Annotated in this window: 13 protein-coding genes and 1 tRNA gene; 6 read left to right on the forward strand and 8 right to left on the reverse strand. The window is 45.6% G+C overall.

Going from position 1 to position 22,568, the window contains the following annotated elements:
- Positions 1–33: 33 nt before the first annotated feature.
- From BMW79_RS27285 to BMW79_RS27295, 3 genes are all read right to left on the reverse strand, one after another.
- The gene (locus BMW79_RS27285) at positions 34–2,454 is read right to left on the reverse strand and encodes a TonB-dependent receptor (RefSeq protein ID WP_218150462.1); all 2,421 of its coding nucleotides are present in this window, start codon (positions 2,452–2,454) and stop codon (positions 34–36) included.
- Between the two features lie 180 nt (positions 2,455–2,634).
- Positions 2,635–5,028: an ABC transporter permease gene (locus tag BMW79_RS27290; RefSeq protein ID WP_089900702.1), complete on the reverse strand. Its 2,394-nt coding sequence runs from the start codon at positions 5,026–5,028 to the stop codon at positions 2,635–2,637.
- 153 nt (positions 5,029–5,181) lie between these two features.
- Entirely contained in the window at positions 5,182–9,810 is a 4,629-nt protein-coding gene (locus BMW79_RS27295; RefSeq protein ID WP_089900706.1) for a DUF3320 domain-containing protein, read from the reverse strand.
- Between the two features lie 157 nt (positions 9,811–9,967).
- On the opposite strand from BMW79_RS27295, the gene BMW79_RS27300 reads away from it, so the two are divergent.
- A complete protein-coding gene (locus BMW79_RS27300; protein ID WP_089900710.1) occupies positions 9,968–10,381 on the forward strand; it encodes a hypothetical protein in 414 nt (137 codons plus the stop codon).
- A 59-nt stretch (positions 10,382–10,440) separates the two neighbouring features.
- Here the strand turns inward: BMW79_RS27300 and BMW79_RS27305 are convergent, their stop codons facing one another.
- Both BMW79_RS27305 and BMW79_RS27310 read right to left on the reverse strand, forming a co-directional pair.
- A complete protein-coding gene (locus BMW79_RS27305) occupies positions 10,441–12,279 on the reverse strand; it encodes a UbiD family decarboxylase (RefSeq protein ID WP_089900713.1) in 1,839 nt (612 codons plus the stop codon).
- A gap of 254 nt (positions 12,280–12,533) precedes the next feature.
- On the reverse strand, positions 12,534–13,031 hold the full coding sequence (locus tag BMW79_RS27310) for a hypothetical protein (protein ID WP_089900714.1): 498 nt from the start codon (positions 13,029–13,031) through the stop codon (positions 12,534–12,536).
- A 574-nt stretch (positions 13,032–13,605) separates the two neighbouring features.
- Here BMW79_RS27310 and BMW79_RS27315 point away from each other — a divergent pair.
- Positions 13,606–14,337, forward strand: a complete 732-nt coding sequence (locus BMW79_RS27315) for a DUF6882 domain-containing protein (protein WP_089900717.1) — start codon at positions 13,606–13,608, stop codon at positions 14,335–14,337.
- A gap of 114 nt (positions 14,338–14,451) precedes the next feature.
- On the opposite strand, the gene BMW79_RS27320 is transcribed toward BMW79_RS27315, so the two are convergent.
- The gene (locus BMW79_RS27320; RefSeq protein ID WP_143059280.1) at positions 14,452–14,904 is read right to left on the reverse strand and encodes a hypothetical protein; all 453 of its coding nucleotides are present in this window, start codon (positions 14,902–14,904) and stop codon (positions 14,452–14,454) included.
- Positions 14,905–15,547: 643 nt separating this feature from the next.
- Positions 15,548–15,621: transfer RNA gene (locus BMW79_RS27325), tRNA-Arg, on the reverse strand.
- Between the two features lie 135 nt (positions 15,622–15,756).
- Between BMW79_RS27325 and ung the strand changes: the two genes are divergently transcribed.
- Entirely contained in the window at positions 15,757–16,428 is a 672-nt protein-coding gene (gene ung, locus BMW79_RS27330) for a uracil-DNA glycosylase (RefSeq protein ID WP_089900722.1), read from the forward strand.
- Between the two features lie 10 nt (positions 16,429–16,438).
- Entirely contained in the window at positions 16,439–17,182 is a 744-nt protein-coding gene (locus BMW79_RS27335) for a lysophospholipid acyltransferase family protein (RefSeq protein WP_089900725.1), read from the forward strand.
- 63 nt (positions 17,183–17,245) lie between these two features.
- Here BMW79_RS27335 and BMW79_RS27340 read toward each other — a convergent pair whose 3' ends face one another.
- Positions 17,246–19,876 carry a putative LPS assembly protein LptD gene (locus BMW79_RS27340; protein WP_143059281.1) on the reverse strand — a complete coding sequence of 877 codons (2,631 nt, stop codon included), beginning with the start codon at positions 19,874–19,876 and terminating at the stop codon, positions 17,246–17,248.
- Positions 19,877–20,205: 329 nt separating this feature from the next.
- Between BMW79_RS27340 and BMW79_RS27345 the strand changes: the two genes are divergently transcribed.
- Both BMW79_RS27345 and BMW79_RS27350 read left to right on the forward strand, forming a co-directional pair.
- On the forward strand, positions 20,206–21,441 hold the full coding sequence (locus tag BMW79_RS27345; RefSeq protein ID WP_177192356.1) for an N-acetylmuramoyl-L-alanine amidase family protein: 1,236 nt from the start codon (positions 20,206–20,208) through the stop codon (positions 21,439–21,441).
- A gap of 125 nt (positions 21,442–21,566) precedes the next feature.
- Positions 21,567–22,565, forward strand: a complete 999-nt coding sequence (locus tag BMW79_RS27350) for an MlaD family protein (protein ID WP_089900733.1) — start codon at positions 21,567–21,569, stop codon at positions 22,563–22,565.
- Positions 22,566–22,568: the final 3 nt, after the last annotated feature.

A 22,568-nucleotide genomic window follows, 5' to 3' on the forward strand; every position in this document is an offset into this window, starting at 1 on the left:
GCGGCATCTTCTTTTATATGATATCGGGAGATATTAAAAACGGTATCCGATCGTCATCCTGAAATTACGTCTCGCTTCCACAATATAGCTGTAAATACCACCTGGAGCGGGTATAGACGCAGCTGTCAGCAACTTCTGATCGTTCAGCAGGTTATTCACCAGCAGGGAAACATTGTATTTTCCTTTTGCATAATTCAAACCGGCATCTGCACGGAAATAATTCGGAATATTAGGTGTGGTAGAAGTGCTTCCTACTACCCTGTCTGCCAGCCACTGGATACCACCGCTCACGCCAAATCCATTCAGCAATCCTTTATTCAGCCTGTAGTTCAGCCAGGCATTGGTAATATGCTTTGCTGTGTTAGGCGTAATATTACCCAGCGTTTTCGTTTTTGCATTCGCCGGCTCTTTCGATATTTTGGAATCCGTGTAGGCGTAATTCAACGTGGCATTGAGTCCTGGTAAGATCTCACCATTTACATCTATTTCCACCCCTTTGGTTTCCGTTTCGCCCAGCTGCTCTTGCACATCTGCACCGCGACTGTCCTTAATATTCAGGGCAATCAGTGCATTCTGGCGTCTGATGCGATAAACAGAAGCAGAGGTCATCAGGCGGCCACCAAACCATTCTTTCTTAACACCGGCTTCAATATCCACGCCGGTAATAGGTTTGAAGGCATTCAAATTGGAATCCACTCCCGGTACCGGTACAAAAGACTTATCAAATAATGCGTACACACTGGTGCTTTTATCTACAGAATAGCTCAGACCAACGCGTGGTGTTACTACATTGTCCTTCAGCTGCGCCGTTTTTGTTTTACCTACTGTTTCTGCATAGGTGAAACGCGCTGCCAGGGATAAACGCAGCTTATTATCAAAAAATCCGAGTTCATCCTGCAGGTAGGCAGACGTATAATTTACTACCGTAGCGTAGGTAGTTGCTCCGGCGCGGGTTCTCACGCTCTGGCTCCGGTCTATTTTAGGGATAGAGTCGAAGGCAATACCGTAAATGGGATTGTACACGTTGAACGGCACGCCCTTAGGCAATTGCAGATAAGGCGTCAGTGTTCTGAAATCGCCCCAGAATTTCTTGTTACCCATATCAATGCCTCCCAATATCCGGTGACGTACAGACCCGGTATATTCTTCACCGGAAAAGGACGCCTGGGCAAAACGATTCTCTCCGGCTTCATCTCCCACACTGAAATAACGTTTCATATCGCCGTTATCTTCCATGCTGCCGGCCCATACGCTGTTGGCCACCATGCTGAAATTGAAGTAAGCTACCTGCGCATGCGCTTCCCACCTGTCGTTCAGCTTATGATCGAAATAGAGATAAACGCTATGATCTCTCAGCTGACCAGGTTCAAGGGAAGGATCCCCGTAGAAGAAATCGTTGGAGATATTTTCATCCAGTAATTTCTTTTTGGAGAAGGCATAGTTACCGTTCGACAGGTACTTCGATCCCTGGAACGTATATTCGAGCGTAACGGAAGTACGATCATCTACCAGGTATTTTAATACCGGCGCAAACAGGTACCTGTTGCTGTAATTGTATTTGGTATAGAAATCTTTCTGCTGACCGGCCACATTTAAGCGGTACAGCAGCTTTCCATCTTTACTCAGTTTTCCGTCGAAATCCAGTGCGGCCCGGTAAGTACTGAAACTTCCCATGCTGATGGTAGCCGAACCTTTCGTATTACCGGTTGGCTTTTTGGTCACCACATTATAGAACCCACCCGGCTCGCCATTGGCCAGCATAAATCCTGCAGGCCCTTTTACAAACTCAATACGCTCAATCATGGCAGCATCTTCTGCAGTGGGCCCCCAACTGGCTTCTATGTTCATACCATTACGGAAAGCCGGGATTTTAGAACCGCGCATCCTGATTTGTGCATACTGGTTATCCCAGTGCCCTACACGGCTGGCGCCACTCACATTGCGGGTAATACCATCTACAATGTCAAAAGCCTGCTGATCTGCCATCACGGTGTTGGAGATCACCTGGATGTTTTGCGGTACTTCGAGAACAGGCGTTTTCAAACGCAGCGATCCGGAAAGACTATCATTCTTATAACGGTTCTTCATACCGTTGACAGTTACTTCCTTTAATTGCTTATCGGATGCTTCCAGCTGCAGTTGTACCTGAACAATCTGGTCCTTTATCACTTCCACTTCCTGTGTCAATGTTTTATACCCCATCAGCATAACCTGCAGGGTATAACGACCGGGAAGCATTCTTTTGAACACAAACTCTCCTTTTTCATTGGTGAGCGTTCCCTTATTTTTTTCTTTGATCTGAACCGCTACATAGGCGGCCGGCGTGCCATCCGAAGTAATAACCACCCCTTTAATGGCAGATAATGGTTCTGTTTCAGCAGATGCCGTAACAGTAAAGAAAACCATACATAAAAGGCATAGGGATGCGATACTCCGGTTGGTAAATAAAGACATATAGGTCAATTAAGTGCGATGAAAAATCAGGCGCAAAAATACAGTCGCCATGATAAGTTCGTTTTCGGATTCGGGAAAATGGTTTACGCAAAACGGAAAATAATAGTGAGGAATACCACCAATAGTAAAGCGGCCGTATCAATATATGATACGGCCGCTTTACTATTTACTAACGAACAATTACTCTGCTCTTAAACTCTTTACAGGATTGGCCGTTGCGGCTTTAAACGCATGCAGACTTACCGTAGCCAGTGCAATTACCACAATGGTGCCTCCTGTCAGCACAAATACCCAGATACTGATTCCTACATGATAGGCAAAATGATTCAACCAGCGATCCATGATCCACCAGGTGAGCGGGAAGGCCAATGCCGCAGCGACTAACAACAATTGCAGGAAATCTCTCGACAACAATTTTACAATGCTGGTTGTGGAAGCACCCAGGGTTTTACGTACTCCTATTTCCTTAGTCCGTTGTACCGCTGTGAAAGCCGCCAGGCCAAAGAGTCCCAGGCTGGCAATAAACAGGGCCAGTACCGCAAACATCATAAAAATCACTTCCTGCTTCTGCTCCCCGGCATATTGTTTTGCGAAATTCTGATCCACAAAACTATAGCTGAATTCATGCGCAGGGTCGAAAGTGCGAAAAATGTTTTCTATATATGCCACCGTAGCGGGAATACCGGTCTTTCCCACCTTTACATAAATATTATCCTCATCCCTCGCCTGTCCAGGCATCTGTAACACCAATGGTGCTATTTTATGCTGTAAGGAATAAATATGGAAGTCCTTCATAACGCCTATTACTATACGCTCTTCGCGGCTGCCATCTGCATTGTTCATCAATTGTACCCGTTTGCCGAGAGGCTGATCCCATTGCAGCGACTTTACCAGTGTTTCGTTTACCAGCACGGCATGCAGCCGGTCCGATTCACCGGTATCTGAAAAGTTGCGGCCGCTTTGCAAAGTAATTCCCATCGTTTTCAGATAGTCTGCATCTATCATATAATTCTGGGCCATATAGGTAGAATTCTGCATCCCGTTTTTTCCCTCAAAGTAGTAACCGTGTCCACCAATATCATTGCGCCCGATCGGATTGCTGGCCGATGCAACCGACAATACCTGCGGATTACGGAGCAACTGTTCTTTCAATGCCGGGATCCGGCTCCGCATTTGTTGATCTGGTATATGAAATGATAACACCTGGTCTTTATTAAAGCCCAGATTTTTGCGCATCACATATTGTAACTGGTCATAAGCCACCATGGTGCTGGCTGTTAACACAATGGCAATGATAAACTGAAACGTCACCAGGCCCTTACGGAAGCCCGCATGACTGGTACCGCCCATCTTACCCTTCAGTGAATTAATGATCCGGAAGCCGGACATAAACACTGCCGGATAAATACCCGCCAGTAAACCAGTAAATACGGCCAGTAAGGCAATAACACCCAGCGTTTTTACCACGCCAAACTGCCAGAGTATAATATGAGAGCCGGTAAAGGTATTGAACCAGGGCAATAACGCCGCTACGAGGCCCATCGCTATCAATGCGGAGAAAAAGGTAAGCAACATGGATTCCGTCAGGAACATCCGTGCAATATCTTCACGGCCCGATCCCATACTTTTGCGCACACCCACTTCTTTTACGCGGGTAGCAGCCCTCGCAGTAGCCAGGTTCATATAATTGATGCAGGCTATCAGAAGCGTGAGCAATCCTATACAAAGAAAAATATAGATATAAAGGATATTTCCATTGGAGGAAATTTCATAGTCGAGGTGAGAGTGCAGGTGAATATCACGTACAGATTGCAGCTCCATTTTGTAGGTGACGTTTCCCATCCTTGGTTTTAAATACCGTTCAAAAAACGCCGGCAGCTTGTTTTCCAGTGTTCGTGCATCCGTACCCGGCTGTAATAACAGGTAGGTATATACGTTAAAATCCTGCCAGCCATTTTCATTGTAATGAGGAGGCAGTAAACGCAGTGCGCTGAACGACAAATGCGAATTGGCCGGCACATCCTCGATCACTGCCGTCACGGAATAGACGGTGCTGTCTTCCGTAAGTACCGTTTTTCCTACCGCATCACGCGCACCGCCCAGTAACTTTTCTGCGAGGCTGCGGGTCACTACCAGCGAGTTCGGCTGCGATAAAGCACTGAATGCGTCCCCTTCTGCAAAAGGAAAACTAAAAACATCAAAGAAAGTACTGTCAACGAAAAGCATATCACCCACTTCGAGCTTCTTCTCGCCATATTTCAGCGCAGCGCCGCCTTCGGGATCTATGCGGGTAGTCTGCGCAATTTCCGGATAATCTTTTTTGAGCGCAGCGGCAAAAGGCGCGGAAGTGGTGGCCAGGTTCAGGTTTCCACCAGTCCAGGTAGCGCGGTTAACGGCCCTGTATATACGATCGGCGTGTGGAAGAAAATTATCATAGCTGGTTTCGCGTTGCACATACAGGAGCAGTAACCAGCAGGCCGCCATACCGATCGATAACCCGGCAATGTTGATCAGCGAATAATATTTAAACCGCAACAGGTTGCGCCAGGCTATCAGGAGATAATTACGAAACATCGGAAATAATTTAGGTTGATATCAATTTCACAAAGCTCTCTTCTGCAACTTGAAAAGCAAAAGCATGCCATCCTGGATGTTCATTAAAAATCAAAACCGAACAAATATAATTAAAATATATCTGTTCGGTTTTGATACAATATCTGTACGATATTATGCCTTCAGCAATTCACCTTCCTGCTGCACCATGTTATTCTCTATACTGATATCAATCGCTTTCAGGATTTCCTCTTTCATTTCTTCGGTTACCCGGCTGTAGCCAAACATTTTAGCGATAAAAGGCACGGCATCTTCCCGCTGGATGGCTACGGCATCTTTTACTACTTTTTCCAGCGCCACTCCTATTTCCTCTGCAGCAATATAATTGATCTTGCGGGCAGAAGAAGGCAGATGGCTGCGATTACGGACAACAGGCGTAGGCAGGGAAGTATCCCAGAGGAATTGGCCTTTGATTTTAATCCGTTTACTGGCATCAGAATGACGCACCGCATGCCGCAGTATTTCGCGGATACGCGGGCCTACCCTGGTAATCCCGGCGGCTTCTACCATCCGTCGTGCCAGTTCATCGAAATGCACGGGGCTTTCCACTACTACTACCTGCTCTATCCAGTTACATAATTTTCCGATGGGAGAGAGATGAAATTCCTGCTCCCGAATTTCATCCGGCAACACAGCTGTTTCATACACGGGCACCTCTTCTTCAGTGATTGTAACCGCCTCCCGGGCCAACGCGGGTGGGGCTTCCTTCATCACATCTTCCGCTACCTGGTCGTCGATGGCAGCTGCCGCTTTCGCTTTTTCAATGGCGGCTACCAGCCGGTTCAGTTCCCGCTCCGGATTACGGAACCAGTCGGTACTCCACACCCGGTGAATTTTCCAGCCGATCGCTTCCAGTACCTGTTGCCGCAACCGATCACGGTCGCGCGCAGAACGGGCAGAATGATAAGCGGCGCCATCACATTCTATTCCTAAAATATAACGACCCGGGTTTTCTGCATCTACGATAGCCAGGTCTATATAAAATCCTTTTGATCCTATCTGTTTACGTACAATATATCCCAGGGCCTCCAGCTTCGCCGCTACATTCTCTTCGAAAGGACTATCCGCCGGAAGTCCTGTTTCTGCTGTCATATACAGCTTTCCATGCTGGGCGAAGTAAAGGAAGTTTTTGAGCGACTGGATACCATAGCTTTTGGTCCGGTTGATATCGATGTCATCCGCCGTGATGTTGGTGAACACCTCGCAACGCGTCTTTGCCCGTGTAATCAGTACATTCAGCCTGCGCTCACCACCTTCATTATTCAGCGGTCCGAACGACATGGCCACATAGCCTTCTTCCGTACGTCCGTAACCGATAGAGATAAAGATCACATCTCTTTCATCTCCCTGTACATTTTCCAGGTTTTTCACAAAGAATGGTTCATCCTGATGCGCCATGAAGAAGGATTCCAGCTCGGGCGACTTACGCCGGCGCAACTCCAGGGCGTCACTGATGGCTTGTCGCTGCGAAGTACTGAACGCCACTACACCCAAACTCAGCGCCGGATTTTTTCGTGCATGCTCCATCACCGCATCAGCCACTATCTCCGCTTCCTTTGGATTGGTGCGGGTTTTACCACGATCATACGCGGTATCTTTCAGGTGATGAAACACCAGTCCTTTTCTTTCTTTATTGCCGGGACTAGGGAAGATCACCAGCTTGTTTTCATAAAACTCATGATTCGATAAAGTAATCAGCGATTCATGGCGGCTTCTGTAATGCCAGCGCAGCATACGTTGCGGCGCACCCTGGGCGTCGCATAGGCCAAGAATGCTCTGCATATCAGCAGTCACATTTTCTTCATCATCGGTTTCTTTTGTGAGTGAATCGAAGAAACTGGTAGGGGGTAATTGTTTATTATCTCCCACTACCACCAACTGCTTACCACGCAAAATGGCGCCCAGCGCTTCTACCGGCTTCACCTGACTGGCTTCATCAAAAATCACCAGGTCAAATTCCAATGTAGCAGGCGGTAAGAAATTAGCGATGGATAAAGGGCTCATCATAAATACCGGCTTAATGGCCTGTATTGCCAGTCCCGCTTCCTGCATAAGTTTGCGGATGGGCATATGACGTGCTTTCTTGTTAAATTCTGTACGGAGAATATTTACCTGTCCACCAGCATCTGCACGGGGCATCTGCTCCCAATGTTGCAGTGCGGCACGGGCACGGTTATACTGTAAGTTCAGCACATCCAGTTTACGGAACTGTTGCACGATTTCTTCATGACCGGCGCGTTCAAACTTGCGCAGCGACGGTTGTGATTTTACAGCTGTTTCCACCAGGTATTCATACCAGGTTTTCTGCAGCGCCGTTGTCAGCAATCTATCGCCTCCTTCCCACTCTCTGACCACACTGATCAGGCATCCCAGTTGTTCCTGTATAGCCGTTTCCGTTATATTGTTCCAGGCAATCAGGTGATGTATTTCCGGTAAGCGGTCGGCCCATGTTTGCAGCTGCACCTGTTGTGCCTCCAATAGCTCCGGGAAATAACCGGGCGCCATTTCCAGTCGTTGCAGTACCGCTGTAACCCGCTGTTGCTGATCTACCAGCAACTGTGTCAGCTGCTGCTGATCTGCTGCAGCCGTTGCCGCATCGCGGTGGCTATGCAGCCAGGTGGCCACTTCCGGCGGACAGTTCCCTGCCGCAATACGTGTATGCAATTCCGTTAGATACGTGGTCCCTTCTCTCAAAGCGGCCCAGTCGGTATGTGATTTCTGCCAGCGGCTACCGAACAGACTGCGTCCTAATGCTGCATGCTCTTTCAGGAGGGCATCCTGACGCCGGAACTCCATGATGGCCTCTACATACTGTAATTTTTCTTCGTTATCATCCGGCAATGATTGCTTACACAAGGCTGCCAGCTGACGGTTACTTCGTTTATAAGACCCTATTAAAAACTTATACCACTTATGACCGTGTGCCAGCAAGTCCTGACGTACTTCCATCATATTCTGTTCCCATGCTTCGGGAATAAATACTTCCTGATATTGCTCCTGAACGGCAGTAGCGGCTTCGCCTGCTGCCAGCCACTCTGTAATATCCTGTTTCTGCTGTAGCCATGCCTTGTTCAGTATATCCAGTTCCTGGAGATCCGGCTGTCTGGCCAGCAATTCGCAGATGCCAATCAACACGTGTACAGCAGGAATATGATGAGGAGCCGGAATACCCATTTTTCCTGCAATAACAGCAACGGTTTGCTGTAATGCAATCTGGGCGGCCAGAGCGTCTTTTAGTATCTGGATAAAAGCAGTTTGCTCGTGTGGCAGTAATACCGTTAAGCGGCTACCACGGAAAATAAGATTAGCCGGCACCCCGATTTCCTGCAAACAGGCCTGTATGCGCAAAGCCATTGCGGTAGCCTTATTCATGGCCGGGGCATCCCAGCTGGCAATATCGGGTAACTGCAGCGGCGGTAGTTCAATACCTGCAGTAGCTTCGTTTAACCGTAACAGGTAGCCTATCACCTGGTGGGCCGTTAAACCACTTTTTTCAATGGCCCCGTTCACCGACAGGCAATAGTCATTTAATTCCTTTTTATAATTCTCTAAGAGTAGTACTTCTTCCTGTAGTTTCTGGATAGATGGGCGGCCCAGCTCCAGTACTTTTCGCAGCTCCTGGTGCAATTCCTTTTTATTGGCCTTATGGCTATGCAGCTCCAGGCAGGCTTCTCCCAGCTGAATATTATCCAAACGCCGTTTTACCACCTCAAGTGCGGCCATTTTCTCTGCTACAAACAATACTTTCTTACCGCGACCAATGGCATCTGCGATGATATTGGTAATGGTCTGTGATTTGCCTGTTCCCGGAGGGCCCTGTATCACCAGGTTGCGGCCTTCCTCTACCGACAGCATCGCCATAATCTGGGAACTATCGGCATCCACTACCTGGAACAATTCATGCGCGGGCGTTTCGTTGTCGATAAATACATCATCAGACAGCTGGGATAGATTATCCTGAAATCCGCCACCAAAAAGGCTCTGGATCACAGGGTGTGTCAACATATCATCGTCCTGCTGCCATTTGGAGGCATCCAGGTCATTATAGATCATAAACTTACCAAAAGAGAAAAAGCCGAGTTCAATGGTATCCGGAACAACTTTCCATCCCGGCATAGGCTCCACTGCGGTCGCCACTTCCGCCAGGTAAGCATTTACATCAAAATCTTCCGCATCGGGAAGATCCGGGATATCCAGGTTAAAATCGGCCTTCATTTTTGCCTGCAGCGAGATGTTGGTACCTACTTCTTCCAGCGAATATTTGATCCGGAAACGCTCTCTCGCACTGGAGCGGTCCAGCAATACCGGTACCATGATCAGCGGTGCGTAGCGGGCTTCTTCGCTGCCGACTTCGTACCATTGCAGCATTCCCAGGGAAATATACAGGATATTCACCCCCTGTTCTTCCATGCTCATCCTCGCGGCGTAGTACGTATTCAGGAGCCGGGCATGTAAAGTGACCTGGTTTTCATTGGTTTGTAACCGGGTATCAGTAATCGCATCTTTCGATACCGGTTCATTGTATTGCACCGTTTCTTCTTCGGGCTTTTTTTCCGGGCGTCCCAGGAACGACAGGGTTTTACACTCCCGCACCAATATCTCGTAAATGGCGGCAGATTGTTCTTCTACTATATGTAAACCTTTGCCGGCTGGCAACTTGTAATTCAACAATGGATTTCTGAGGCCCAGATCCAGTAACTCCTTCCTGGATGCTTCAAGCCTGGTTAATATGGATGCGATCATAATGGCAATAATAAAACACTACAAATATAATTTTTATAAACGGGGAAGAAGTAGATGAAGTATACAAAAAAGGAAATTACTATGTTTTTCCGCATAGCCGTTCCCGTGAATAGTCCAATTCCTATCTTTGATCCCGAAACCAAACCCCTTCTCCTATATGAATACAAGATCACTGATTTCGCTATCTACTTTTGTGCTGTTAATGTTTACCGGCCTGGTTATTCTCGGTTTATGGGGCTGCCCCCAGTACAGGGTATACTCCCAGCGCATGGAAGGAGAAGCCCTGCTGGCGCATGCCCAGGCTTCAAAAGAAGTAGCTGTGGCAGAAGCCCGTGCCAAAATGGAGAGTGCCGCCATGCTGGCCGCCGCAGATACAATCCGCGCCCATGGCGTAGCCCGGTCCAACCAGATTATCGGTGAATCATTGCGCAATAATGAAGCATACCTGCACTGGCTCTGGATCGATAACATTGAGAAAAATCCTCAGGCAGTGATTTATGTACCAACAGAGGCTAATTTACCGATACTGGAAGCCGGCAGAAGACCGTGGCTGAAGGATACTGCCAGATAACCCAACATCTTATAAAAAGAAAGACCAGGATATCCTGGTCTTTCTTTTTATTTTATTTACTATATAATTCCGTGTAGTACGCCACCTTTTTTGCCCAACTCATCGACCCTGGCCTCTGTAGCCGCATCTTTGATTAATGGCGGCGCATGATGAGGCTTGATCCGTGCATCAATGATCAATGGCCCTCTGCACCCCCAATGTTTATGAGAGATAAAGCTATCAATACCGTGTATATCATGCGAAGGATTACTACGGGTAAAAGTCACCCACACAAAATTATCGATATTCGCAGCAGTAAAACCGGCATCATCACACAATACCATCAACGGCAAACCTTCGGTAGACGATGATTTGAGGTGATCGTTGAGAATGGCTACCTGTTGCAGCGTATCACGCTCACTGCTATAAGACGGCGCCTCCACTGCCAATACGCCAGGCATCACCAGTTTAAATTGTGTGAAAGGGCGTGGCAGACCGAATTCCGGGGGAAGTTCCCGCCATAGCTCACGGCGCTTATCACCCGCTGCAGCAATCGCTACTTTACTACCTGCATTCAGATCACTGCCGGTATAATCAAGCGTATCGATGGTGGTGTTGGTATAGAAATGCAGATCACGGGTAAGATCCACACGCTCCAGCATATGTATCAGAAATCCTGCAATATCGTGTACATGCAGCGATGGATTATCTTCTTTTGCAGAAATGAACAGGTATTTGGCCAGGCTCAACTGATTGCTGCCGAGAATATGGTTTGCAATCGTCAATATCTCCTGGGGCTTGCGTTCCTTCAGATAAGGCGTATACCGTTCACTTCCGATGGCGAACAACAAAGGATGTACACCTGCCGCATCCACCGCATGAATTTCATGTACACCCGGTATCTCTTTCGGGATAGCATTACCGGTAATTTCATGGATGAGGGCGCCGAAACTGGTATCTTCCTGCGGCGGCCTGCCCACTACTGTAAACGACCAGATGGGATTCTTTTTATGATATACCCGGTTTACCTTCATCAGGGGAAAAGGATGCGTGAGACTGTAGTAACCCAGGTGATCGCCGAAAGGCCCTTCCGGCTTGTTCTCATTCGGCATCACAGTTCCTGTAATCACAAAATCTGCATCTGCAGAAATACAAAAACCTTCCTCATCATAAAAATAACGGAAGCGGCGGTTACCGAGTGCACCAGCGAACGTCATTTCTGACAGTCCCTCCGGTAGCGGCATCACCGCCGATAACGGGTGCGAAGGCGGACCACCTACAAAAATACTCACCTTCAGCGGCTGGCCTTTTGCATTGGCTTTGGTTTGATGAATACCAATACCACGATGCAGCTGGTAATGCAAGCCTGCTTCCTTATCGGGAATATAATCATTTCCTCCCAGTTGGATACGATACATACCCAGGTTGGCATTCATGATACCTGGTTTATCCGGATCTTCGGTATATACCTGTGGCATGGTTACAAAAGGGCCACCATCCATAGGCCAGTTAAGAATCTGCGGCAATTCACTGATCCGTGTACGGCCAAAACTGATGGGCGCATTTTTTCCTACTTTCATCGGCAACGCCGACAAAGCAGTAGCGGCCACATTCAGGTAGCTGAAAGGACGTTTGATGGCCTTTACCGGATCTCCTTTAATATCTACCAGTATCTTGATTTTCTCCAGCGTATCGCGGAACATGAATTTAGAACGGTCGAGGGTACCGAAAAGATTGGATACAGCAGGGAAAGGACTTCCCTTCACATTTTCAAAAAACAGTGCCGGCCCCTGGTGCTCATACACACGCAGATGAATGGCCGCCATTTCCAGATGCGGATCCACTTCCTGCTTTATGCGGATTAAATGTCCATTTCTTTCCAGATCGTTAACGCAGTCCTGTAAACTTTTGTACCCCATGAGTAATGCCGGTTATGTATAATAAAGCGGAGCAAAACTACGCAAGTTTAGGGAGAAATCGGGGAAGCCCGGTGGGATGGGAGATCAAAAAAGTGGTAGGCAAACCGCCTGGCACTTTTCCATTTTACGGCAACAACAATAATAGTATTTTATTAACAGGGACCGCGCGCTGACTCAACCAATATTTTACAATCCTAACAGACAACACAATTCCTGCTACTGAAAACGATAATATTACGAACTAACTGATTAGTCTATTCTTTCGTACTCTCAAAAGATTTTTCAGGTTTAATGGATATTACGTATCGCCATGCCGCTTTATTGCTTGCCCAGATACTGCGGTCTTTCCTGAAATAGTCATAACTCACTTCAGGATACCCTGTTTTTCCAAATAAAAAAGAATAACTACTCGTGTCTACAGCACCATTATTCTCGAGTGCCACTTCAAAAATAAATGGTTCTGTCCATTGCTCCATATCATTTTCTATACCCCATATTGCTATTCCTTTGATGGACAGACTATGATCTGTTAAATTGAAATCTGTTATAAGACTATCATCCATCCATCTTATCGATATCCATTTATCATTATCCTCTCTTAAATGAGCCCCTAGCAAACCAACTAATAAAAATGAAGTATTTCCAAGATACTCATTAAAATACTCCATTGGTCCCGCAATTTTCTTTGTTATTGGAATACATCGATTCAATTCAGATTCCAACATCTCCCTAATCTCTTCAAGTGATTTCATATTATCATAATTTACTTCTGGTTCAGAAATTTCTTTATTGATTGAAGTAGCTCCTGCTCAGCGCCGGTGTCCCAACGAAATAGGAATCGTCAGGCCCCGGGTTTTAATTTCATAAATAGGTATATTAATATTAACGGTTACCGTCTGGTAATCTACCTGATCTACCGTGGCTCCCAGATTAAGATCCGACATAGTTGGAGGACTTCCTACCGCGCCAGTTTGTTGTTTATTAAAAACCACCTACGCAGGAACTGCAACACTAAAAAATAGGCAGACGCAGGAACAAACAATCAGTTGCTTCAATTGCATAGCTATAGGGCATTATTTTGAGTGGAATATTAATAGTCTATGTTACTTATCAGGGCTAATACTACAGCATCAGGAGAGACTATTTCCGGTAAAATAACAGAAATAGTCTGAAATTTCTCCTGAACCTAATTAAAATACATCATTTCCATAAAATCGGACACAGGCAACATGACAGGATTGCAAAAATACAAAGCTGCGTTTCAATACGTTGGACAATCCTTTTCATTTATTCCTTATTTTTGCTTGTAACCCAAAAAATAATGTCATGAGTTTTTTAAAGAAATTATTCGGGAAAGAGGAAGAATCCCCCAAAGACAATCCGCTTCAATCAGCAAACCAGGAACACGGAAAAACAGAACAGGAACTGCTGGAACAATATGGTGGTATCGGCCTAGACAAACAACGCAATCTCTACGAAGTGATCGGCAATAACGCATGGAATGCAGATCTCAGCAAAGGAGAGATCAGTTTTGGCGGTCAACTTGCTTTTCCCATCCAGGTACTTGGCACTTTTTCCCACTCCTCGAAAACCTGGCTATGGGCATGGGCCAATGATAAATCAAGTATTCCACCCAACCTGCTGCAACAAGCCCTGTATCTGAAAAATCATGGTGAAGCACATGAAATTCCACTGCTGAAACATAGTGAATTTGATGCGGAGATCAATGACCTTCACCTGATTGGTATGATCGCTTCCGGAATGTTCAATACCAGTGCCTATTACCTGGCGGATTATGGTCAGGGCATTATGCTGGTTACTTTTCAATCAGCGATCATAGATAAAAACAACAGCAACGATGTTGCGAGGATTAGCACCGTTTTTCCGGAACTCATTTCCACTTTTGAAACGAATCACCGGAATGCTTTTAAAAACTATGTAACGCGCAAAGGCTACACGATAGATCAACAGGAGAACCAGATCGTAGCAGAAAATAATGGTAAAAGAATTACTGCGGCATTTGATGAGTTGTCGAGGTTGACAAAGCTACAGGCGTAAGTGCAACCAGTATTATTTGAAACTATTAATAAAAATGGACCACTCTCTTTGAGGCGTGGTCCATTTTTATTATCTATTTACAAGGAAGACATTGACCTTAGATATATTTTCCCTTTACTCCTTAAACTTTGAGTTTTTCCTGACAAATTTCATATTTCTTTCTTCAAAAGAAACTTCAACATCAGTTCGTATAATCAATGTATCATTATCATAAATATCCATCATTCGTTTATCCGAATCTAGTATAATCTTATTCCCAATTTTCGCTTTAAAAGGTACATAACCATAAAACTCTGCGTACTCTCCCCGTAGTCTATACGGGAATATGGCACCTTTTATAGAATCATAAAACTCATTTATACTTGCGGATGAGACCTTTATCCCTATAATCCCATAATCGTGGTTGCCCGAGGCTTTCAACCAAACTATTTCTCCGGAGAACTTTACATGATTCAGTATGCGGGCTTTTGCCTGCATATATTCCGGAGATCCGACATTACCATTACAGGAAGTAATGGTAATCATGAGCATAGCGGCTATTACAATTAGAAACTTGTTTTGTGTCATACTATTCATCTGTTAGCGCTGATATTTGTATATAACCGATTTGCGAAGGAAAAGAAACATTGGAGCAGATGTATTCTCTGCGAATTTATATACTTTACAAAAAAGATACTTATCCCCTCACTTTATAAATTTCATAATACTTAATCATTATTGTTTCGATGATCTATACAAAGATATCGTAAAAGTATCTCCCAAAATTTATTTTGCGTCCTAACACTAATGTACACGTTTTGCTAATCAAGGCGGCTCTTTGCTCTTGTAATATTTCCGTGGTGTTGAACTTTTTAAAATATAGCTTGTATCGATTACTATTTTATACCTCATTACAGCCATGGGCAATTGAATAGCCTCCATATGCTTTTGAGGATTACCATAAAAACCAATGGTAGATTACAGCCAGGGAGCTTTGAGATGAACCATCAACCACCTTTGAAAACTGTGCAAAAAATAAAGGATATACGATTGATCAGCAGGGGACAGCAGAGAAAAACGGTGTAAAAATGACAACGCGGTATTTGATGCATTATGCAGGTTAACAAAATTGCAGGCGTAAGTAATAGTGAAGCTGCACACGCAAAGCAAACAACCTATTATAAACCTGCTTAAAAAAATAAAGCCTGCATAAAATGCAGGCTTCTTTCTGTGTCCCGGATTGGATTCGAACCAATGACCTACTGCTTAGAAGGCAGTTGCTCTATCCAGCTGAGCTACCGAGACTTACATCTCTCTTTTCCCTTGAAATGTGAAATAAATTGCTATATTTATCTCGCGTTTTGGGAGTGCAAATTTATGTAAATTTCTCTCAATAAATCAAATTTAATTTATTTTTCTTTAAATATTGATGTGAACACTATGGATGTACAAATAGAATCTAGCTGGAAGGAAGCGCTGAAAGATGAATTTCATAAGGCCTATTTCGATCAGATCGTCATGTTTCTGAAACATGAAAAAGCATTGGGTAAAGTAATCTATCCCGCCGGTAACCTGATCTTTAATGCTTTTGATAAAACCCCGATAGACCAGGTAAAGGTAGTGATCCTCGGCCAGGATCCTTATCACGGTGCAGGACAAGCGCATGGACTCAGCTTCTCCGTACCGGATGGCGTAAAACCTCCACCCTCTCTCGTAAATATTTACAAAGAAATGAAAACAGACCTCGGTCTGGAAATCCCTACCAGCGGAAATCTCACCAAATGGGCAGAAAACGGTGTGTTGCTGTTGAACGCATTCCTTACCGTTCGCGCAGGAGAACCTGCCTCTCATAGCAAAATAGGCTGGGGCGATTTCACGGATGCGGTAATACGAAAAATTTCCGAGCAGCGCAGTGATGTCGTATTCCTGCTCTGGGGACGCTTTGCACAGGATAAACAATATCTCATCGACGCCACGAAACATCATATCTTACAAGCAGCACACCCCTCACCTTTCAGTGCTGATAAAGGATTTTTTGGATGCAGGCATTTCTCCAGGACCAATGAAATTCTCGGTAAAGCAGGAATAGCACCGGTAGACTGGAGACTATAAAACTAACGTTATGTTTAAAAATATCTTCGGCAGAATATTCGCAGCATGGATGTTACTGATGTTCGCAGTGACCATGCTGGTCATTTTCATCCCCGTCTGGATTATTTCCTTCTGGCCGGAACCCCGCAAAACAAAGGGCTTCCTCGCTATCGGCCGGATATGGATGAAAGTATACATGCCGCTGATCGGTTGCCCTGTACGCAAGAAAGGCATGGAATATTTCGCACCCGGACAAACATATGTAGTCGTATGTAATCACAATTCATTGATCGATGTGCCTGTAACGTCTGCCGAAATTCCTGGTATCAACAAAACACTGGCAAAGGCGTCTATGGGCAAAATACCGCTGTTTGGCGTATTATACCGTATCGGCGGGATCCTGGTAGACCGCAGCAGTGAAGCCAGCCGTAAACAGAGTATTATTGATATGAAACATGCCCTTAGCCTGGGCATTCATATCCTGTTATACCCGGAAGGCACCCGTAACCGCACCGATCAACCGTTAAAGGATTTCTATGATGGCGCATTTGCTTTGGCAATAGATACACAAACGCCCCTCATGCCATCCCTGCTCTTTCACACCAAAAAAATATTACCTGTAGGAAAGAAATTTTATGCCTGGCCACATCATATTGCCTTTCATTTCCTGCCACCACTGCCCACTACAGGACTCACAAAAGATGATCTGCCTGCTTTTAAAGAGAAAGTATTCCGGCTGATGTGGGATTATTATCTGGCAAACAACACGAAATAATCACTTCGTATAAAAGAAAAAGGATCGCTTCATGCGATCCTTTTTCTTTTATATCATGCGGTGTTACAAATCCTGGAACTGTCTCGATCGGTTTATCCTGAGATCCCGCAGGATACCTGCTTTAGGATTAATCGTAATACTGAACTGCCGGAAAGTACCAAACGGAATCAGGTTAATCGACATCTGCCAACAGTGCAGATCCCGCGAAATATACATATTCGTATAGGCGATCTGCATATTCGTAAAATCAAAACCACTGTTCAAACCGATCTTCCATTTTGGCGTAAGGCTGAAATCACCGTTAAAGCTCACATATTGCGTGATACGTCTTACTACACCACCAGAATCTGGGATGATGGTATTGGTATAAGATAAGCTATAGGAGAGATCCAGGCGCCATGGAATATCAAAATCCACATACTCGCCCGGATTGTTACGGACCATCTGCAACTGCCGCTGTTGCGCAGCAAAAGCGGCGTCGGCGCCCTGCACATTCTCCATGGAATCAATCTTTTCTTCCTTCGCCTTCGCTTTTTTATCCTTCGATTGGAAAGAGGTACTCATGGAAATGCTGGCGTTGGTTAAGCGGCCTAAGCTCAGCTTACCCTGCTGCCATACGTATTTATCAAGGCGTCGTCCACGGTTATCCACCTGGTAAGGATCCAGGTTACCGCTCGCCGAAATGTTCAGTTTGTCGAACAGGTTGGTACGGGCATATAAACTGAAAGTAGACAGTTTAAAGGAATCGGCCACCAGGTTATAACTGCCATTGATACCAAAACCATCCAGTAACTTCACTTTCCGCTCATGGTTACCTGTTGTATCTTTTTTAGAAAATACCTTCATCTCCAGGTTATTATCCAATCCAAAGTTCAAACCGCCAAAAGCACCCGGAGAAGGCACCCCGATGATAGCCCCATCGAATTTGGATACCATTTGTTTATCCCCGTCCTTATTGTATTGCAATTCGTAATAGTTCTTGCTGTTCAGGTCCGGACGGTAACTGGCGCTCAGTGTAGGCCGCATTACGTGACGGATCGCTTTGATCTTCGAGGTCTTACTGAACTGGTACATACCATACAGCGCAGTAGACAAAGACATGCTGGCACTGATATCACGGGCGGCAAAGAATCCGGCCTGGTAGGCAGTATCAATAGCTCCGTTGGTACCAGTACCCGGGTTGAACTTGTTGGGATCCCATTTACGGTTAAACTGCTTCGTGTACCAGTATTCGGTATAGTTGATCCCTGGCGATAAGGTGAATGTTTTGAACACCGGGATGGAGAATGAAATCGGAATATTGTGCTGCATGCCCGTTTGCATCGCATCGAACATGGCCTGCTTGCCAAACAGCGAATCCTTAAAATTAGCCTGGTTACGCAGGATTGTATTATAGGACACACCGATTTTCTCATACCATTTTGGCGTACCTACCATTTCCTTTGGCTGGAAAGGATAGATCGTATTCACCGTGAAAGTCGCATCCGGGAAGGAAATAGACACATCCCGGGTACTTAAGTTCTGGGAATGGTTCAAACCCATAGTAAGGTTATATGGCTTCCCCTGCCAAGTTTTGGAATACGTAATGGACGATCCGATGTTATTGTTTACACGGGTATTGTAATCATACACGTTGTATTTGTTATAGGAAGAGGTTCCAAAGTTCACCGCTGCGCCAAAGTTCACGCCCGGACGGGCCTTACTGTCCATGCTATGGTTCCAGGTAATACGGAAATCTTTGGAGGTACTGAACTCCGATTTCACTGCCGGATCTCCGAAACGGGTATTGGCAAAACTCAGGTTAAGCCCCCCGCTGTACTTATACCGCTTTCGGTAAGTCGGGCTACCTGTCAGGCTCCAGCTGCCATAAGAGTACACATCCCCTCTCATGGTCAGGTCAAAATGCTCCCCCAGGCCAATGTAGTACCCCCCGTTTTCAAGACCAATCCCTTTCTGCTGGTTCACCACATATTGTGGAGGCAGGATCCCGGAACGCTGTCCCTGGGTAATAGGAAAAATAGCAAAAGGTATAAATAAAGGTGTGGGGATGCCCTCTATTTCCAGGTTAGCCGGACCGGAAATAACCAGTTTATCAGGTATTACCTTGATTTTACGGGCCCGGAAGCTAAAGTGGGGCGTATCCAGGTTACATGTGGTATAACCGTTTTTAAAACCAAAAATAGTGTTATCCGCCGCCTTTTTGGTCTGCTGGCTATGAATGTAGCCTTCGCCATACTGGGAGCGCGTATTATAGATCTTTGCCTTCTGGGAGGTAAAATTGTATTTCAGGGTATCCGATTCAAAGCTCTGTCCCCCGTCGTTCATCACCGGGCCGCCAAACAGCTTGCCGGCGGTATCTTTCGCGTTCGTGGCCTCCAGGATACCTGTTTCCTGGTCAAAATTCATTTTTTCCGCAGAAAGATCAATCGTTTTGTACTTTGTGTTGGCAGCACCGTATAAATAAAAGCGTTTATCGGATACCACCAGGATAATGGAGTCCTTCGCCTTATAATTTACGGGCGCATCCAGCGTGTCTTTTGATATCTTTGGAATAAATAAGGTATCTACTGTTGTTCCACCGCTGGTATCCAAGCCCTTTGATAATTGGGTAGAATCAGCTATAGTAGGGGGAATTGCTGCCGGCTTTGGAATTTTGCCCGTATCTTTCCGGATCAGCGGGGTCGTATCTGCCAAACTTTTGTTAAAAAACGATACAGCTTGTGGCCTTACGCCTGCAACTGCATCTATAATAAAGGGAATGGCGATGAACATACCGGCAAAAACCAGGTATGTATGTCGAAAAAACTTTTTATAATTATTTTTGTAGCTAGCGTTCATGTGTTATGGCGGCCACAAACCTACAAGATTTTATACAATTTATTACAAATGGTAACTTGTAATGTTTGTAAGGTAATATAAGGAAAGGTAGTGGAAACACGCATGGAGCAAGCGGATTATTAATTTAACAGATAAACTTATTTTTTTATTTTTTGTGATAAACAGCACCCATTAAAATGAGAATCATGTGCTGGAACCGATTTTGGATTTTAGGACTGGGAACACTATTCACCTGTACCTTTTTTATTCAGGCCAAAAATAATCCCGTTTCTGACAAACAGGACAAGCCTATACGAACTATTGTGATTGATGCCGGCCACGGCGGTGAAGATCCCGGTGCCAAAGGCAGCTATTCTACCGAAAAACAGGTCACCCTCGAAGTAGCCCTGAAACTGGGGAAAATCCTGGAAGAAAATATGCCCGATGTAAAGGTGGTGTATACACGAAAAACCGACCGCTTCGACGATCCCCGGAAAAAAGCCCAGATCGCCAACGATAATAAAGGCGAACTGTTCGTGTCTATCCACTGTAACTCTACCGGTAAAATCCGCAAGGTAACCGGTTATAAAACCGTATACCATAAGAAAGGAAAAAAGAAAGTAGCTGTAAAACAACCTATATACGCTTATTATCCCAGCAATGCAAAAGGCACGGAAACGTATATATGGGCTACCAGCAAGAATAACGCTAAAATGGAGTCCCTCAAACAAAACTCTGTAATCGTACTCGACGCTGAATCCGAAGAAACAAAACAACTGATGGACGATACCGATCCGGAAACCTTCATCCTCCTCAATACCCTGAGAAACGCCTACTTCGACCAAAGCCTCCGCCTGTCTACCCTCATCGAAGATGAGTTTACCCGGGTAGGACGTATCAGCCGGGGCGCCAGACAAAGGAATGAAAAGGGTATCTGGGTGCTGTCTGCCACCGCTATGCCAAGCGTACTGGTGGAGTTAGGCTTTATCAGCAACCCGGAAGAGGAAGACTACCTCAACTCCAACAACGGACAACAGGAACTGGCCAATTGTATCTATAAAGCCATTAAGCGTTACCGCGAGGAACTCGACAGGTTTACGAATAACCGCAATACCCAGCAGTCTACCACCAAAAACAATGGTAAAAACAACAATACCACTGCTTACCTCAAGGCTACCAGCAACAGTAAAGAAAACAGATCTGCCCCGGCTTCCGGCGACAGGTACTGCGTTCAACTGCTGATCACTGATAAATTCTATAAACCAGGAGCTTCCATTTTCAGGAAGCTCCATGGTGATATCAACCGCCAACCCATCGTGATGAATAAAAAAAAACTCAACAAATATATCTGGGGACGGTTTAAAACGGACGAACAAGCCTCCGGCGCCCTCCGCAAAGCCCGCAAACTGGGTTTCAAAGATGCTTTCGTAACTTCCTGCTAATCATACTACCTACCCCTTCCCCATCATTATTTCCCCCCTTTCCTCTTTTTTATTACCAACATTTTGACACGATCACTTCCCGTGCACGCTTTTTGATTATTTTTGCGTGAACGTATACGAATCTCATGCTCAAATTATCTAATGAAACCAAAGTAGGTGTACTAACGGTGCTGGGTATAACCTTACTTGTACTGGGCTTTAATTTATTGAAAGGAAAAAGCCTTTTTTCACATAATAAAACCATTTATGCCGTATATCAGCAGGTAAACGGCTTACAGCCAGCCAATGCTGTACAGGTAAATGGACTGGTAGTAGGTAACGTAGCCAACCTCGAAGTAATGGATAAAGATGCCTCCCGCATCCTGGTAGCCATCACCATTACCAAAAAAATTGAAATTCCCCGCAACTCCGTAGCCCGCATCAGCAGCGACCTGCTTGGTACCAAAACCGTGCAGCTCGACCTGGGTAACGCCGGCGAATATCTGAAAAGCGGCGATACCATCTACGCAGCAGTGGACGGCTCCATGACAGACGCCCTCAAAGAACAGCTTAACCCGCTGGTGAAAAAACTGGAAGGCACCCTGTCTAACATCGACTCCGTACTCATGTCCGTAAATGCTATCCTCGATACTACCGCTAAAGGTAACCTCCAGGATGCCATCCGTAACCTGAACAGCACCATGCGCAATTTCACGCATACTTCCGCCTCATTGAATAGTATGCTGGATCCCGACAACGGCAACATCCAGAAAACATTCAACAACCTGGCTGCTGTAACCGGTAACCTGAAAGACAACAACGCAAAAATTACAGGCATCCTCGATAACGCACAGAAAGCCACCGACGCACTGGCCAAAGGCAATATCGACAAAACACTGCAGCAACTGCAGCAAACTGCCACCAACCTGAACCAGACCATCGCGAAACTCAATAACACCGACGGAACCGCCGGTCTGCTGCTCAACGACAAAAAAGTGTATAACAACCTTCAGTACTCATTGGGTAACCTGAATAAACTGCTGGAAGACCTCCGGGTAAATCCTAAACGTTACGTACACTTCTCCCTGTTCGGCAAAAAAGATAAAACGAAACCGTTACCTTCTGACTCAATAGCGGTACAATAATAA

The organism is Chitinophaga arvensicola, from assembly GCF_900110835.1.
Classification (GTDB): Bacteria; Bacteroidota; Bacteroidia; order Chitinophagales; family Chitinophagaceae; genus Chitinophaga; species Chitinophaga arvensicola.

Bases quoted from the DNA above. Each gene is read 5' to 3' on its own strand.
- BMW79_RS27290 (WP_089900702.1), bottom strand. From the start codon at position 5,028: ATGTTTCGTAATTATCTCCTGATAGCCTGGCGCAACCTGTTGCGGTTT.
- BMW79_RS27320 (WP_143059280.1), bottom strand. From the start codon at position 14,904: ATGACACAAAACAAGTTTCTAATTGTAATAGCCGCTATGCTCATGATT.
- BMW79_RS27295 (WP_089900706.1), bottom strand. From the start codon at position 9,810: ATGATCGCATCCATATTAACCAGGCTTGAAGCATCCAGGAAGGAGTTA.
- BMW79_RS27310 (WP_089900714.1), bottom strand. From the start codon at position 13,031: ATGAAATCACTTGAAGAGATTAGGGAGATGTTGGAATCTGAATTGAAT.
- BMW79_RS27305 (WP_089900713.1), bottom strand. From the start codon at position 12,279: ATGGGGTACAAAAGTTTACAGGACTGCGTTAACGATCTGGAAAGAAAT.
- ung (WP_089900722.1), top strand. From the start codon at position 15,757: ATGGATGTACAAATAGAATCTAGCTGGAAGGAAGCGCTGAAAGATGAA.
- BMW79_RS27285 (WP_218150462.1), bottom strand. From the start codon at position 2,454: ATGTCTTTATTTACCAACCGGAGTATCGCATCCCTATGCCTTTTATGT.
- BMW79_RS27315 (WP_089900717.1), top strand. From the start codon at position 13,606: ATGAGTTTTTTAAAGAAATTATTCGGGAAAGAGGAAGAATCCCCCAAA.
- BMW79_RS27300 (WP_089900710.1), top strand. From the start codon at position 9,968: ATGAATACAAGATCACTGATTTCGCTATCTACTTTTGTGCTGTTAATG.
- BMW79_RS27335 (WP_089900725.1), top strand. From the start codon at position 16,439: ATGTTTAAAAATATCTTCGGCAGAATATTCGCAGCATGGATGTTACTG.
- BMW79_RS27350 (WP_089900733.1), top strand. From the start codon at position 21,567: ATGCTCAAATTATCTAATGAAACCAAAGTAGGTGTACTAACGGTGCTG.
- BMW79_RS27345 (WP_177192356.1), top strand. From the start codon at position 20,206: ATGTGCTGGAACCGATTTTGGATTTTAGGACTGGGAACACTATTCACC.